This is a genomic window from Comamonas trifloxystrobinivorans, from assembly GCF_043359985.1.
In the GTDB taxonomy this organism is placed as follows: Bacteria; Pseudomonadota; Gammaproteobacteria; order Burkholderiales; family Burkholderiaceae_C; genus Comamonas; species Comamonas trifloxystrobinivorans.
Genome location: NZ_JBHZGV010000008.1, coordinates 64,233 through 77,867, shown reverse-complemented (window position 1 = coordinate 77,867; position 13,635 = coordinate 64,233). Strand labels below are relative to the sequence as shown.

Sequence of the window (13,635 nt, the reverse complement as noted above, 5' to 3'; positions counted from 1 at the left end):
CACTGGCGCGCATGACCAAGGAATTTTCAGTCAACCGCCTTGATATCAAGGCTTTTGCGCAGCACGAGGCGCAACTCCAGGGCGAGCAGCCCATGGGCCAGTTTCGGCGTCTGCTGGCCGAAGACCTGCGCCACGAAGCGGCAGCCGAGCAGCCAGTAAGTTGGGACCTGGAAGGCGAGTGGCGCGAGGAAACCGGCCGCCCCGGCGAGGCCTGGCTGCACCTGCAAGCCGATGCTGTGGTGCAGATGCAGTGCCAGCGCTGTCTGCAGCCGGCCGATATGGCCGTACAGGCCGACCGGTCTTTCCGCTTTGTCAAAGACGAGGCCACGGCCGCCGCCTTGGATGACGAGAGCGAAGAAGATGTGCTGGTGCTCGAGCCGCTGTTCAATGCCCACGAGCTGATCGAGGACGAACTCTTGATGGCTTTGCCCATGGTGCCCATGCATGACGAGTGCCCGGTGCAGGTAAAACTGGAGTCGGCCACCCAGGATTTCGACCCCGCGGCAGGCGAAAAAACCAATCCATTTGCGGCTTTGGCCTCGTTGCGCCTGGATAAAACCAAGCCCTAGAACAGGCGGCTTGAAGCCGGCCAGCGATCTTTGCTATAATTTGAGGCTTCGCGCGAATCCCCCTCGTGTCTTTAATGGGCTGAATCGCGTAATTTTCGGGGCTGCGCACGCTACGCGCAGCGCGTCTCACCAACCCTTTTCAGACTCAGGAGCCATCATGGCTGTTCAACAAAACAAGAAATCTCCTTCCAAGCGCGGCATGCACCGTTCGCACAATGCACTGAACGTGCCTGGTATCGCTGTGGAACCCACCACCGGCGAAACGCATCTGCGCCACCACATCAGCCCCAACGGCTTCTACCGTGGCCGCCAAGTGCTGAAGAACAAGTCGGAAGCTTAAGCCATAGCTGTTTCAAAAAAGCCCGCAGCTACGCATGTGTAGCGCGGGCTTTTTTCGTTGGTAGACGGCAAACGCCGGGCGCCAGGCGCTGAGCACAGGCGGGCGCAGATGCCCGGCCGGACGTGCGGCACTACCAGCATTTCATGAAAATTCTTCTATTTCGTTGCAAGACGGCCACGCAGGGCGGCGGGATTCGCTACCATGGCGTGTTGGCATAGAGACAAAGAATTGCAGAGCGAATGATCACACTGGCCGTGGATTGCATGGGCGGTGATGCGGGGGTCCGCGTCACGCTGCCGGCATGCAAGAAGTTTTTGGACGCGCACCCGGATGCCCGCTTGTTGATGGTGGGGCAGACGGAGGCGTTGCAGTCGTTTCAGCATGAGCGCGCCAGCATCGTGCATGCCAGCGAAGTCGTCACCATGGACGACCCGGTGGAAGTGGCGCTGCGCAAGAAAAAAGATTCTTCGATGCGCGTGGCGATTGCCCAGGTCAAGGACGGCGCTGCCCAGGCTGCGGTGTCGGCAGGCAATACCGGCGCGCTGATGGCGATTGCGCGTTACCTGCTCAAAACCATGGACGGGATTGACCGCCCGGCCATTGCCACACAAATCCCGCATGCCAAAGGCGGCGCCACCACGGTGCTCGATCTGGGCGCCAACGTGGATTGCACGGCCGAGCATCTGCTGCAGTTCGCGGTGATGGGCTCGGCCCTGGTCAGCGCGCTGCAGGAAAAAGAAAACCCCAGCGTCGGCTTGCTCAACATTGGCGAAGAAGCCATCAAGGGCAGCGAAGTGATCAAGCGCGCGGGCGAGCTGCTGCGCTCGGCCGGCCAATCGGGCTACCTCAACTTCCAAGGCAATGTGGAAGGCAACGACATCTTCAAAGGCGCGGTGGACATCGTCACCTGCGACGGTTTTGTTGGCAACGTGGCGCTCAAGGCGAGCGAAGGCGTGGCCAGCATGATCACCGGCGGCCTCAAGCAAGAGTTCAAACGCAACCTGCTCACCAAGCTGGCTGCCGCTGTGGCTTACCCGGTGCTGGCGCGGCTGATGAAGCGCATGGACCACCGCCGCTACAATGGGGCAGCGTTGCTCGGTTTGCGTGGCCTGGTTTTCAAAAGCCATGGTTCGGCCGATGTGGTGGCTTATGAACATGCGCTCAACCGCGCATATGATGCTGCCCGCAATGATTTGCTCGGGCGCGTGCAGACCAAGATCCAGACGGCTGCGCCCTTGCTGATGGCGGCCGGCAGCCCTGCTGCTGCCGCAACTGTGACGTCTCCTACCTGAATTCGATGAGCACTTATTCCCGCATCACCGGCACTGGCAGTTACCTGCCACCACGCCGCGTCACCAATGATGATCTGGCGGCCGAGTTGGCTACACGTGGCCTGGAAACCTCCGATGAGTGGATCGTCGAGCGCACTGGCATCAAAGCGCGCCATTTCGCCGCGCCCGATGTCACCTCCAGCGAGCTGGGTCTGGAAGCTTCGAAAAAAGCGCTGGAAGCCGCTGGCCTGCAGCCCTCGGATATCGACCTGATCATTGTCGCCACGTCCACACCGGACATGGTGTTCCCGTCCACCGCCGCCATCTTGCAGCACAAGCTGGGCATCAGCAATGGCTGCCCGGTGTTCGACGTGCAGGCCGTGTGCAGCGGCTTTGTGTATGCGCTGACGGTGGCTGACTCGATGATCAAGGCCGGCACCGCCAAGCGCGTGCTGGTCGTGGGCGCCGAAGTGTTCAGCCGCATCCTGGATTTCAACGACCGCACCACCTGTGTGCTGTTCGGCGACGGTGCTGGCGCCGTGGTGCTGGAGGCGTCGGAGCAACCCGGCATTCTGGCCACCGAACTGCATGCCGATGGCAGCCACGTCGGCATTCTGTGCGTGCCGGGCAATGTCTCGGGCGGCCAGGTCATTGGCACGCCCATGTTGCACATGGACGGCCAGGCCGTGTTCAAGCTGGCGGTCGGCGTGCTCGACAAAGCGGCCCGCGCAGCCTTGGCCAAGGCCAACATGCAAGAGTCTGACATCGACTGGCTGATCCCGCACCAGGCCAATCTGCGCATCATGATGAGCACGGCCCGCAAGCTCAAGCTGGCGCCCGAAAAAGTGGTGGTCACGGTCGATCAGCATGGCAATACTTCGGCCGCATCGATCCCGCTGGCGCTCGACCATGCGGTGCGCAGCGGTCAGGTCAAACCGGGCCAGAATGTCATGCTCGAAGGCGTGGGCGGCGGCTTCACCTGGGGTGCGGTACTCCTGAAAATGTAGCTGTAAGCTATTTCTGGATATAGCCAAAAGCCGTATTTCAACCAATAAATCACTAGAATCGAGACATGAGCTCTTTTGCATTTGTATTTCCTGGCCAAGGCTCGCAAGCTGTTGGCATGCTCGATGCCTGGGGCGACCACCCCGCTGTGCGCGAGGCGCTGCAAGAAGCGTCGGATGCGCTGGGTGAAGACATCGGCGCCCTGATCCACAACGGCCCCAAAGAAACCCTGGCGCTCACGGCCAACACCCAGCCCGTGATGCTGGTGGCCGGTGTTGCTGCTTGGCGCGTATGGCGAGCCGAAGGTGGCGCACTGCCAATGGCCGTGGCTGGTCACTCGCTGGGCGAGTACTCGGCACTGGTGGCTGCTGGCGTGCTGACGCTGGCACAAGCAGCGCCGCTGGTGCGCCTGCGCGGTGCTGCCATGCAAGAAGCCGTGCCCGTGGGCGCTGGCGCCATGGCTGCCGTGCTGGGCTTGGATGCAGAGAAGGTGAAGGCCGTTTGCGCTGAAGTAACCGCCAAGCTCGGCGGCGCTGAAGTGGTGGAGGCCGTCAACTTCAACGACCCGGGCCAAACCGTGATCGCAGGCTCCAAGGCTGCGGTAGAGGCGGCCAGCGCTGCCGTCAAGGAAGCCGGTGCCAAGCGTGCGCTGCCGCTGCCCGTGTCTGCGCCTTTCCATTCGAGCCTCATGAAGCCGGCGGCCGAAAAGCTCAAGATCGCACTGGCTGGCCTGCAATTGGCTGCGCCCCAGATTCCGGTGGTCAACAATATCGATGTGGCTGTGCAGACCGATGCGGACGCGATCCGCGACGCGCTGTACCGCCAGGCCTTTGGCCCGGTACGCTGGGTCGAGTGCGTGCAAAAGCTGCGCGCCATGGGTGCTACCCGTCTGGTAGAGTGCGGCCCTGGCAAGGTGCTGACCGGCATGACCAAGCGCATCGACCCTGAACTGGTGGGCGTGGCTCTGTACGACCCCGCCACCTTGCAAGAAACCAAAGAAGCAATCGCATGACCCAAGCAAGCCAAACAGCCAAAGTCGCCCTCGTGACGGGCGCATCGCGCGGAATCGGCGCAGCCATCGCCCAGGCGCTGGGCGCTGCCGGCTACCAGGTGGTCGGTACGGCCACCACCGAAGACGGTGCTGCCAAGATTTCGCAAGCGCTGGCCGCTTTCCCCGGCTCGCGTGGCGTGGCGCTGGATGTGAACAACGGCGCCGCAGTGGAAGCCCTGATCGACGAGATCGTCAAAGGCCAGGGCGGCCTGCACGTGCTGGTGAACAACGCCGGCATCACCCGCGACACGCTGGCCATGCGCATGAAGGATGAAGATTGGGACGCCGTGCTCGGCACCAACCTGAAGGCCGTGTTCGGCGCCAGCCGCGCTGCCATCCGCCCGATGATGAAGCAGCGTTTTGGCCGTATCATCAGCATCACCAGCGTAGTGGGTGCTTCCGGCAATGCCGGCCAGGCCAACTACGCGGCAGCCAAGGCGGGCGTTGCCGGTATGACGCGCTCGCTGGCCAAGGAGCTGGGCAGCCGTGGTATCACGGTAAACTGCGTGGCACCCGGTTTTATCGAAACCGACATGACGGCCCAACTGCCCGAAGAACAGAAGAAAGCCCTGCAATCGCAGATCGCTTTGGGCAAGCTGGGACAGCCGCAAGACATTGCCAACGCCGTGGTCTATCTGGCCTCGGATGGTGCCGGTTACGTAACCGGCCAGGAGTTGCATGTCAATGGCGGCATGTACATGTAGGATTGACAGAAGTTAAATGCCGTTTCCTCGCGACGGCAGGCTGCACTCAGGTATTGCTGAAACAGCTAGAATCGCGGGTTCATTCACAACCCCCAGAGGGAAACCATGAGCGATATCGAAGCACGTGTCAAGAAAATCATTGCCGAACAACTCGGCGTGGAAGAGTCTCAAGTCACCAACGAAAAGGCTTTCGTAGCCGACCTGGGCGCAGACTCGCTGGACACCGTGGAACTGGTGATGGCTTTGGAAGACGAGTTCGAGATCGAAATCCCTGACGAAGACGCAGAAAAGATCACGACGGTGCAAAACGCCATCGACTACGCCAAGAGCCACCAAAAGGCCTAATTGCGCACATGCACGAGCGCCCGTTCGGGGCGCAAGTGCCTTGCTGCAATGTCCGAGAGATCAACAAGAAAGTTGTAACGCATGAGCCGCCGTCGCGTCGTCGTGACTGGTCTGGGTTGCGTCAGCCCCGTGGGTAACACGGTTGCTGAAGCCTGGTCCAACATATTGGCCGGACAATCCGGCATTGACCTCATTACCAAGTTTGACACCACCGACTTCAGCTGCAAGATCGCAGGCGAGGTCAAGGATTTCAAGCTTGAGTCCTATATGAGTGCCAAGGAAGCACGCACGATGGACACTTTCATTCACTACGGCATCGCCGCTGCACAAGAAGCAGTGACCGACGCCGGCCTCGCCACCGGCGCAGGTCTGGATGAAGAGCTGGCTACGCGTATCGGTGTGGTCATTGGTTCGGGCATCGGCGGCCTGCCGCTGATCGAAGACACCCACAGCGAATACGAACGCCGTGGTGCACGCCGCATCACGCCTTTCTTTGTTCCCGCCTCCATCATCAACATGGTGGCAGGTCATGTATCGATGCGTTTTGGCTTCAAGGGCCCGAACCTGTCGGTGGTGACTGCTTGCACGACAGGTCTGCACTGCATTGGTGAAGCCGGTCGTTTGATTGAATACGGTGACGCCGACGTGATGATCGCAGGCGGCACCGAAGCTACCGTCTCCCCGCTGGGCGTGGGCGGCTTTGCTGCCATGCGCGCACTGTCCACCCGCAACGACGATCCCAAGGCTGCATCGCGCCCCTGGGACAAGGGCCGTGACGGTTTTGTGCTGGGCGAAGGCGCTGGCGTTGTGGTGCTCGAAGAGTACGAACACGCCAAGGCCCGTGGCGCCAAAATTTATGCCGAGTTGCTGGGCTACGGCATGAGCGCCGATGCCGGCCACATGACGGCCCCCAATATGGACGGCCCGCGCCGCGCCATGCTGAACGCGCTGCGCAACGCCGGCGTCAACGCTGATCAGGTGGATTACCTGAACGCACACGGCACCTCGACCCCGCTGGGCGATGTGAACGAGAGCAACGCCATCAAGGCAGCCATGGGCGATCACGCCAAGAAACTGGTGGTCAGCTCGACCAAGTCGATGACCGGCCACTTGCTGGGCGGCGCAGGCGGCCTGGAAAGCGTGTTCACCATCCTGGCGCTCAAGGACCAGAAGATTCCTCCCACCATCAACCTGGTGGAGCAAGATCCCGAGTGCGATCTGGACTACTGCGCCAATACCGCCCGCGATGCCAAGCTGGAAATCGCTGTCAAGAACAACTTCGGTTTTGGCGGCACCAACGGCACGCTGGTGTTCAAGCGAGTCTGATAGAGGCGTGCCCGCGTGGCGTTGCCGCGCGGATGCCGCCATACAGCCAACGGGCCTCTGATTATTCAGAGGCCTTTGTCTTTTCCGGCCCGGGGCTTGAGGTGGTGCAGCGCCGGGCGAGCGGGTCTGGCTGACAATGGTCTCCCATGACAAGCCGCCACTCTTCTGCTGCATTGGCTGCGCCACTGGCGTACCCGCTGGCCTCGCCAACTTGGCTGCGCCTGGCGCTGGTGCTGCCAGTGGCGTTGGGCTTGCTTTTGCAACTGGCGTGGTGGTTGGCATCTGCGCCGCAGTGGTGGCAGCAACTGCTGGCTTTGGCGAGCTGCGCTTGGGCGGCGGCCGTGGTGTTGCGCTTGCCTTTGTGGCGGCATGGAACTTTTTTGCACTGGTCGGGCTCCAAGTGGCGCCTGCAAGCCGGGCCGGCTGCTGCGGATGACACCGCACTGGCCAGCCTGGCGGTCATGATGGATGGGCAAAGCTGGCTGCTGCTGCGTGCACTGGAGCTGCAAGCGCCGGGCCGCGCCCGCTGGCTGTGGCTGGCGCGCGCTACTAATCCAGAGCGTTGGCCGGATATTCGGCGGGTTCTATACTCATCGATGGCTGAAGACCAGCATGACATCCCAGCGGTGTGACGCATACAGCTGAACAACCACAACAATAGCTGCAAGCCTGTAGCGCGGAGAGAGCTCACTTTATGACGGGAACGCCGACGGCCACTCCCCCCAGCGCCAATGACACCGACCTGCAACTGGTGCAGCGCACGGTCGCCGGCGACCAGAAAGCCTATGGCTTGCTGGTGATGAAGTACCAGCGTCGCATCGAGCGCCTGATTGGCCGCATGGTGCGCGATGTGGACCTGGTGCCTGACTTGGCGCAAGAGACGTTTTTGCGCGCTTACCGTGCGCTGCCACAGTTTCGCGGTGATGCGCAGTTCTACACCTGGCTGTATCGGATTGCGGTGAATACGGCCAAGAAGGCCATGGTCGAGCTCAGCCGCAACCCGGTCCTGACCGAGAGCGCCTTGCGCGGAAATGACGACGACGATGAAACTTCTGCGCCGGGGCGAGAACTAACCAGTGATGAAACGCCGGAAACGGTAATCGCTGCCCAGGAAATTGCCGAGGCGGTGAATGCTGCGATGGATGCCTTGCCCGAAGACCTGCGCCAGGCCATTGTGCTGCGCGAGATCGAAGGCATGTCTTACGAAGACATTGCGGCTGCGATGGATTGCCCGATAGGCACGGTGCGCTCGCGCATTTTTCGTGCCCGCGAGGCCATCTCGGCCAAGGTCAAACCCATGCTTGAGCGCCAGTCGGGCAAGCGTTGGTAGCAATTGGATGGTAAAGACTGGCTGCAAGGGCGTGGGCCCGCGAGGAAATAGGCTATGAATCTCGAAAACCAAGCATCAAATACCCGATCTGCCGCTGTGCTGGAGCAGTTGTCTGCCTGCATGGATGGCGAGCTGGACAGCGCCGAGTTGGACCAGCTGCTGGCCCAGTTGCCTGAGATGAATGGCGCGCAGGGCAACTGCTATGCGTCGGTGCAGTCGTACCTGTCGATTGGCGAAACGCTGCGCTCGTCCTACACATCGCACAGCCGCAGCGTCTCCATGCTCGATGCGCTGCAGGCCCAAATCGCGCTGGAGCCGCCTTTGCAGGCGCTGGAACAGCCGCTAGCGGGTTCGGTGGCTGTGCCTGCCGTGCCGGCCGCAGAGCGCTCGGTGCAAGAGCCGCGTGTTCGCCAAGACGCAGCCAACCATGCAGTTTTTCGCTGGAAAATGGTGGCTGGCTTGGCGTCTGTGGCGGCGGTGGCCATGGTGGGCTGGAACAGCATGGGCTTGTTGTCGGGCCAGTCGGGCAAGGGCGGTGGCCAAATCGTGGCTTCGGCCCAGCCTGCAACGGTTGCCAACCATGCCCAGGGCTTGGTGCAAATGCCGGTGACCGTGGGCCAGAACGCCAGCATCATGCTGCGCGATCCGCGCCTGGATGAGCTGCTGGCAGCGCGCGGCCAGATTGGCGGCACGGCCAACCTGCAAATGCCGGCCGGCTTTTTGCGCAACGCCACCTTCAACGCCGAGAAGAAAACGGCTTGCCCGGACGGCACGCGCCTTTGCTGAGCGCCAAGCCTTGTCCAGCGACAAAACGCCTGCACTGCCAGGCGTTTTTTCATGCGCTTTTTCCGGCCTTGGCTTGAAATTACGGGGATCCGGCCTATCTGATCAGGATGCAGTGGAGGAACCTCCGGGAAGAATGCCCCTCCAATGCCGCATTGCCCGGCTGCGGCATGCTGGTGGATACTGGCGGTGCAGCGGGCCATCGTCAATCCGAGGAGTGCTATGTCTCTACAGCGTTGGAAGCCTTTCCAGGTCAGTGCCCTGGCGGCCATCTTGTCCATCAGCAGCGCCGTCATGTTGCCGGCTGCGGCCCAAACGCCGCCCGCCGCGCCGGTGGTGCGTGGTTTGCCCGACTTTACCGATCTGGTCGACCAGGTGGGGCCGTCGGTGGTCAATATCCGAACCATGGAAAAAGTCTCCAGCCGCCAAAACCAAAGCGGGCTGGATCCGGAAATGCTGGAGTTTTTCAAGCGCTTTGGCTTGCCCGTGCCCAACGCACCGCGCCAGCGCCCGCAAAAGCCCGATAGCGACGAAGAGCAGCCCAGCGGCCTGGGTTCGGGCTTTATCCTGACCTCGGACGGCTACGTGATGACCAACGCCCACGTGGTGGATGGTGCCGACGATGTGATCGTGACGCTGACCGACAAGCGCGAGTTCAAGGCCAAAATTGTGGGCGCCGACAAGCGCACCGATGTGGCGGTGGTCAAGATCGAAGCCACTGGCCTGCCGGCGGTGAAGATCGGCGATGTGAACCGCTTGCGCGTGGGCGAATGGGTGATGGCCATCGGCTCGCCCTTTGGCCTGGAGAACTCGGTGACCGCCGGTATCGTCTCGGCCAAGCAGCGCGACACAGGGGACTACCTGCCTTTTATCCAGACCGATGTGGCCATCAACCCCGGCAACTCGGGTGGCCCTTTGCTCAACATGCGCGGTGAAGTGGTGGGTATCAACAGCCAGATTTATTCGCGCTCGGGCGGTTTCATGGGGATCTCGTTCTCGATTCCTATCGATGAGGCGGTGCGTGTGAGCGACCAGCTCAAATCCACCGGCCGCGTGGTGCGCGGCAAGATTGGCGTGCAAATCTCCACCGTGAGCAAGGACGTGGCCGAATCGATTGGCCTGGGCAAAGCCCAGGGCGCGTTGGTAACGGGTATCGAAAGCGGCTCGCCAGCCGAAAAAGCCGGTGTGGAAGCGGGTGACGTGATCACCAAGTTCGATGGCAAGCCGCTGGAGAAGCTGGCCGATCTGCCGCGCTGGGTGGGCAATACCAAGCCGGGCTCCAAGAGCACGGTGACCGTGTTCCGCCGCGGCAAGACGCTGGACCTGCCCATCACCATTGTGGAAATCCCCTCGGAAGATGCCACCAAGACGGCAGCAGTCAAAGAGCCGGAAAAAGCCAAATCGCAGGCGGCTGCCCAGCAGCTGGGCTTGGTAGTGAGCGATCTGACCGATGCGCAGCGCAAAAAGCTGGGCCTCAAAGGCGGTGTGCAAATTGTCTCGGCCGACGAAGCGGCTGCACGCGCCGGCCTCAAGCAGGGTGATGTGATTCTGGGTATTGCCAACACCGAGATCAGCGACGTCAAGCAGTTCGAGGCCGCAGTGGCCAAAGCCGACAAGAGCAAGCCGGTGAACGTGCTGTTCCGCCGCGGTGAGTGGACGCAGTATGTGTTGATCCGTCCGCTCAAGTGAGCGAATAAGCAAAGCAAAATCCAGCCAAGCCGGTGCATGAACAGTGCACCGGCTTTTTTCTTGACGCGCAGCAAACCGAGAGTTGGAGCGAGAATGCGGATGGGCAGAAACGAAAAAGCCTCAGAACTTTCGTTCTGAGGCTTGTCGTTTGGTGCGGCTGGCAGGAATCGAACCCACGACCCCTTGGTTCGTAGCCAAGTACTCTATCCAGCTGAGCTACAGCCGCTAAGCTGCGTATTCTAGCACCGATTTTGTTGCGTGCGCAAAAAACTCCAGTGTTTGCTGAATAATGGCGCTCGCCAGCCCGAAAAAAGCCAGCTCGAAAGCTGGCTTTTTGGGGAGCGCGGGCGCGAGCCGATCAGGCGCTTTGGTCGATCAGGCGTTGGGCCTGGGCCTTGACGGTGGCGCTGGTGGTTTCGGCCAGCACTTCTTGGGCCAGCGAGCGGGCACCTTCCTTGTCGCCAATGGCCAGGAACTCCTGGGCCAGCGTCAGCTTGGTGGTCAGCGGGTCGCTGTCGTCCATTTCCAGGCCTGGCACATCTTCAGCCAAGGCTGCAGGGTGGGTGCGCGGCAGGCCGCTGCCTGGCAGATCCAGCGACAGCGAGGTCATGTCGAAGTCCATCGTGCGCGTGGTGGCCTCCGACATGGGCAACTGTGCGGTGCTGGGGGTGTCGAAGTCGCTCAGGTTGAAATCGAGCGAACCGGGCTGGGTTTCCAGGCTTTGCGGCTCGGAGGCCAGCTTGTTGGGCGACAACTCGGACGGGATGCTCAGCGCTTCGGCCAGCTGGCGATCGAAATCATCCATGGTGGCGGCTGGAATGGCAGGCGCGGGCGCAGGGGTTGCTGCGGCCAAGCCAGCACCCAGAGCAGCAGCGCCAGCCGCTGCAGCCGTGGCGACGCCGGCGTTCAGGTTGGGGCTGGGTGCCGCCACAGGCGCCACTGGCGATGCGGCTGGCACGATAGGGGCTGCCGGCACATCAGGGGCATCGGTCAGTTGGCCGCTCATGGCGAAATCGAGGCCGGAGACGGGGCCGAAATCGCTTTCAGCGCCGTGGTGGGCGGCTGTCATCGTGGGCGGCTGGGTGTTTTCGAACGGGATCGGCTGGGCGCGCTCGGCAGCGATGCCGGCAGGCGTCAGCGATTCAGCCGAAGGCACGGTGGCCGAGCCGCTCTGGTACAGCGCATTGGCCGGGTCCAGCTCCTGGCCCAGGGCGGCGATGCGCAGCCACTCGGGGCCGGCGCCGCCGGTCAGCTGACGGGCTTCCTTGGCAATGCTTTCCAGTGCCAGACGGTCTTTGCGCTTGGCGTAGATTTCGGCCAGCTTGGCGTGCAGGGCGCTGCGCATCGGGTTGGTGCGCAGGGCTTCCTTGAGGATCTCTTCGGCTTGCAGATCGCGGCCGTAGGCCAGGTACACATCGGCCTCAGCGACTGGGTCCACATCGCCGGCGTCGAGCTGGCTGGGGGTGTAGGCCAGCGACGAAGCGCCGGTGGTCATGGCGCTGACCGAGGTGTCGATGTGCTGGCCGCCGCTGGCGCCAAAGAACGAATCCTGCGACAGGCTGCTTTCCATCACCGAATCAGAGGCTCCGGCATTGGCTTGCTTGGCCTTCTTGTTGCGCCACCACAGGCCGCCGAGCAGGGCGAGCACCGCCGCGCCACCAGCGGCAGGCAGCAGCGGGTTCTCGAGCAGGTCGTCCAAGAAGCTGGGCTCTGGTGCAGGAGGTGGTGGCGGGACTGGTTTGGGTTTCGGTGCTGGAGGCGGTGCTGCTGGCGCAGGCGCTGGTGCCTCGGCAGGCGCAGCAGCCACCACGGCTGGTGCTTCGGCAGGGGCTGCAACAGGTGCAGCTGGCGTTGTGGCAACAGCTGGTGCTGCTGGTGTAGCGGCGGCTGGTGCGGGGGCCGGAGTTGCTGCGGCTGGTGCAGCAGCAGGTGCAGCCGCTGGGCTGCTTGCCGTGACAGGGATGCCGCCTGTGCTGCCATCGGCAGGCTTGGTCGGGGCGGGCGCTGCTGCAGTGCCGGCAGCCGCGGTCTTGCCGTTGGCGGCTTTTTGCAGGGCTTCCAACTCTTTGCGGTTTTTCTCCAGCTCGGACATGCGTGCCTGGTCGGCATTGGCTTGTTCGGCTTTGGAGACGCTGCCTTCTGGGGTTTTGGTTCCAGCTTTGGAGGCCTGGCTCAAGACCACGCGGTCAGCGCCTGCGTTGTCTGCCTTGGTGTCCTTGACCTGTGCTTCCACCTTGCCGCCAGCCGAGCGCGTGTCGCTGGCTACCTGGGCGGGTGCAGCCTTGGCGGCCAATTGGTTGCGGTAGCTGTTGAAATCTCGGCTTTGCGCTGCCACCATTTGGCGGGCTTTGCTGGCCGAGACCGAGCGGGCTTGCTCGGAGCTGGGCATGGTCAGCGTGACGCCGGACTTCATGCGGTTGACGTTGCCGCCCACAAACGCGTGCGGGTTGGCCTGCATCACGGCGATCAGCATCTGGTCGAGCGATACGTCGGCGGGCTTGTTCTGGGCTGCAATGCGGCCGGCGGTATCGCCGCGCTGCACTTGTACCGAATCGCCACCCGCGCTGGAAGCGCCAGAGTTGTTGGTGGCGCCGGCTGGAATATTGGCGCGCGTACCTGGCTTGTTGCTCCTGGTGCTGGCGCCATTGGCGCGTGGTGCAGGGGCGCTGTCTGCGGTGGTCAGTGGCTCTTCAATCACGCGCACCGGCGGTGCGGGGCGCGGTGCAACCGGTGCGGGTGCCGGGGCTGCAGCGCTGCTGATTTGCGGGGCTGTGGTGACAGCTGCCTCAGCGCGCTTGGAGCTGGGCGGGTCGAAAAGCATGGTGTAGCTGCGCACCACCTGGCCGCTGTTCCAGTTGGCGTCGACCACGTAATCGACAAAGGGGTCGTTCACCGGGCGTTGCGAGCTGAGCACGATCACCGCGGTGCCATTGGCGCGGCGCTGCAGCTGGGCTTTGATGCTGCTGGCGGTGCCGCTGTAGTCCATGCCCTGGGAGCGGAAGACGGCCGACGAAGCGGTCTTGACCTGCAGGCTGTCGGCTTCGGCAGCAGTGATTTGTTGGACTTCGATCTCGGCGCGCAGTGGCTCACCTAACGCCGATTTCACATTGATCTTGCCCAGCGCCAATGCCGATGCTTCTCCCGAATACAGGCCGAAGGCGGCCACGGCGGCGGCCAGTGCAGTGATTTTCCAGCGATGCATAGTGCTACTTGAATGATTAG

Annotated in this window: 13 protein-coding genes and 1 tRNA gene; 12 read left to right on the top strand and 2 right to left on the bottom strand. The window is 62.5% G+C overall.

The features are described from left to right. Positions 1 to 11: 11 nt before the first annotated feature. From ACFIQF_RS10935 to ACFIQF_RS10880, 12 genes are all read left to right on the top strand, one after another. Complete coding sequence (locus ACFIQF_RS10935; RefSeq protein WP_393942744.1) at positions 12 to 569, top strand: YceD family protein; 558 nt, start codon at positions 12 to 14, stop codon at positions 567 to 569. Between the two features lie 157 nt (positions 570 to 726). Continuing rightward, complete coding sequence (rpmF, locus tag ACFIQF_RS10930) at positions 727 to 909, top strand: 50S ribosomal protein L32 (protein ID WP_005794249.1); 183 nt, start codon at positions 727 to 729, stop codon at positions 907 to 909. Positions 910 to 1,148: 239 nt separating this feature from the next. Beyond that, entirely contained in the window at positions 1,149 to 2,201 is a 1,053-nt protein-coding gene (gene plsX / locus ACFIQF_RS10925) for a phosphate acyltransferase PlsX (protein WP_393942740.1), read from the top strand. A gap of 5 nt (positions 2,202 to 2,206) precedes the next feature. Then, the gene (locus ACFIQF_RS10920; RefSeq protein ID WP_393942738.1) at positions 2,207 to 3,187 is read left to right on the top strand and encodes a beta-ketoacyl-ACP synthase III; all 981 of its coding nucleotides are present in this window, start codon (positions 2,207 to 2,209) and stop codon (positions 3,185 to 3,187) included. A 65-nt stretch (positions 3,188 to 3,252) separates the two neighbouring features. After that, a complete protein-coding gene (fabD, locus tag ACFIQF_RS10915; RefSeq protein ID WP_393942737.1) occupies positions 3,253 to 4,197 on the top strand; it encodes an ACP S-malonyltransferase in 945 nt (314 codons plus the stop codon). After that, complete coding sequence (fabG, locus tag ACFIQF_RS10910) at positions 4,194 to 4,940, top strand: 3-oxoacyl-ACP reductase FabG (protein ID WP_393942735.1); 747 nt, start codon at positions 4,194 to 4,196, stop codon at positions 4,938 to 4,940. The genes fabD and fabG overlap by 4 nt, the downstream gene beginning before the upstream one ends. A 105-nt stretch (positions 4,941 to 5,045) precedes the next feature. After that, entirely contained in the window at positions 5,046 to 5,285 is a 240-nt protein-coding gene (gene acpP / locus ACFIQF_RS10905) for an acyl carrier protein (protein ID WP_184707587.1), read from the top strand. 81 nt (positions 5,286 to 5,366) lie between these two features. Beyond that, entirely contained in the window at positions 5,367 to 6,611 is a 1,245-nt protein-coding gene (fabF, locus tag ACFIQF_RS10900; RefSeq protein WP_393942733.1) for a beta-ketoacyl-ACP synthase II, read from the top strand. A 146-nt stretch (positions 6,612 to 6,757) separates the two neighbouring features. Then, a complete protein-coding gene (locus ACFIQF_RS10895; RefSeq protein WP_393942731.1) occupies positions 6,758 to 7,243 on the top strand; it encodes a hypothetical protein in 486 nt (161 codons plus the stop codon). Positions 7,244 to 7,305: 62 nt separating this feature from the next. Next, a complete protein-coding gene (gene rpoE, locus ACFIQF_RS10890) occupies positions 7,306 to 7,941 on the top strand; it encodes an RNA polymerase sigma factor RpoE (protein WP_393942729.1) in 636 nt (211 codons plus the stop codon). Positions 7,942 to 7,995: 54 nt separating this feature from the next. Beyond that, the gene (locus tag ACFIQF_RS10885) at positions 7,996 to 8,727 is read left to right on the top strand and encodes a sigma-E factor negative regulatory protein (RefSeq protein WP_393942727.1); all 732 of its coding nucleotides are present in this window, start codon (positions 7,996 to 7,998) and stop codon (positions 8,725 to 8,727) included. A 219-nt stretch (positions 8,728 to 8,946) separates the two neighbouring features. Beyond that, on the top strand, positions 8,947 to 10,413 hold the full coding sequence (locus ACFIQF_RS10880) for a DegQ family serine endoprotease (protein WP_393942726.1): 1,467 nt from the start codon (positions 8,947 to 8,949) through the stop codon (positions 10,411 to 10,413). A 149-nt stretch (positions 10,414 to 10,562) separates the two neighbouring features. Here the strand turns inward: ACFIQF_RS10880 and ACFIQF_RS10875 are convergent. Next, positions 10,563 to 10,639: transfer RNA gene (locus ACFIQF_RS10875), tRNA-Arg, on the bottom strand. 132 nt (positions 10,640 to 10,771) lie between these two features. Next, positions 10,772 to 13,615 (bottom strand): FimV/HubP family polar landmark protein, encoded by a 2,844-nt coding sequence (locus tag ACFIQF_RS10870; RefSeq protein ID WP_393942724.1) that lies wholly within the window; start codon positions 13,613 to 13,615, stop codon positions 10,772 to 10,774. Positions 13,616 to 13,635: the final 20 nt, after the last annotated feature.

Excerpts from the sequence above, each read along its gene's own strand:
- ACFIQF_RS10935 (WP_393942744.1), top strand. The coding sequence starts at position 12 with ATGACCAAGGAATTTTCAGTCAACCGCCTTGATATCAAGGCTTTTGCG.
- rpmF (WP_005794249.1), top strand. The coding sequence starts at position 727 with ATGGCTGTTCAACAAAACAAGAAATCTCCTTCCAAGCGCGGCATGCAC.
- plsX (WP_393942740.1), top strand. The coding sequence starts at position 1,149 with ATGATCACACTGGCCGTGGATTGCATGGGCGGTGATGCGGGGGTCCGC.
- ACFIQF_RS10920 (WP_393942738.1), top strand. The coding sequence starts at position 2,207 with ATGAGCACTTATTCCCGCATCACCGGCACTGGCAGTTACCTGCCACCA.
- fabD (WP_393942737.1), top strand. The coding sequence starts at position 3,253 with ATGAGCTCTTTTGCATTTGTATTTCCTGGCCAAGGCTCGCAAGCTGTT.
- fabG (WP_393942735.1), top strand. The coding sequence starts at position 4,194 with ATGACCCAAGCAAGCCAAACAGCCAAAGTCGCCCTCGTGACGGGCGCA.
- acpP (WP_184707587.1), top strand. The coding sequence starts at position 5,046 with ATGAGCGATATCGAAGCACGTGTCAAGAAAATCATTGCCGAACAACTC.
- fabF (WP_393942733.1), top strand. The coding sequence starts at position 5,367 with ATGAGCCGCCGTCGCGTCGTCGTGACTGGTCTGGGTTGCGTCAGCCCC.
- ACFIQF_RS10895 (WP_393942731.1), top strand. The coding sequence starts at position 6,758 with ATGACAAGCCGCCACTCTTCTGCTGCATTGGCTGCGCCACTGGCGTAC.
- rpoE (WP_393942729.1), top strand. The coding sequence starts at position 7,306 with ATGACGGGAACGCCGACGGCCACTCCCCCCAGCGCCAATGACACCGAC.
- ACFIQF_RS10885 (WP_393942727.1), top strand. The coding sequence starts at position 7,996 with ATGAATCTCGAAAACCAAGCATCAAATACCCGATCTGCCGCTGTGCTG.
- ACFIQF_RS10880 (WP_393942726.1), top strand. The coding sequence starts at position 8,947 with ATGTCTCTACAGCGTTGGAAGCCTTTCCAGGTCAGTGCCCTGGCGGCC.
- ACFIQF_RS10870 (WP_393942724.1), bottom strand. The coding sequence starts at position 13,615 with ATGCATCGCTGGAAAATCACTGCACTGGCCGCCGCCGTGGCCGCCTTC.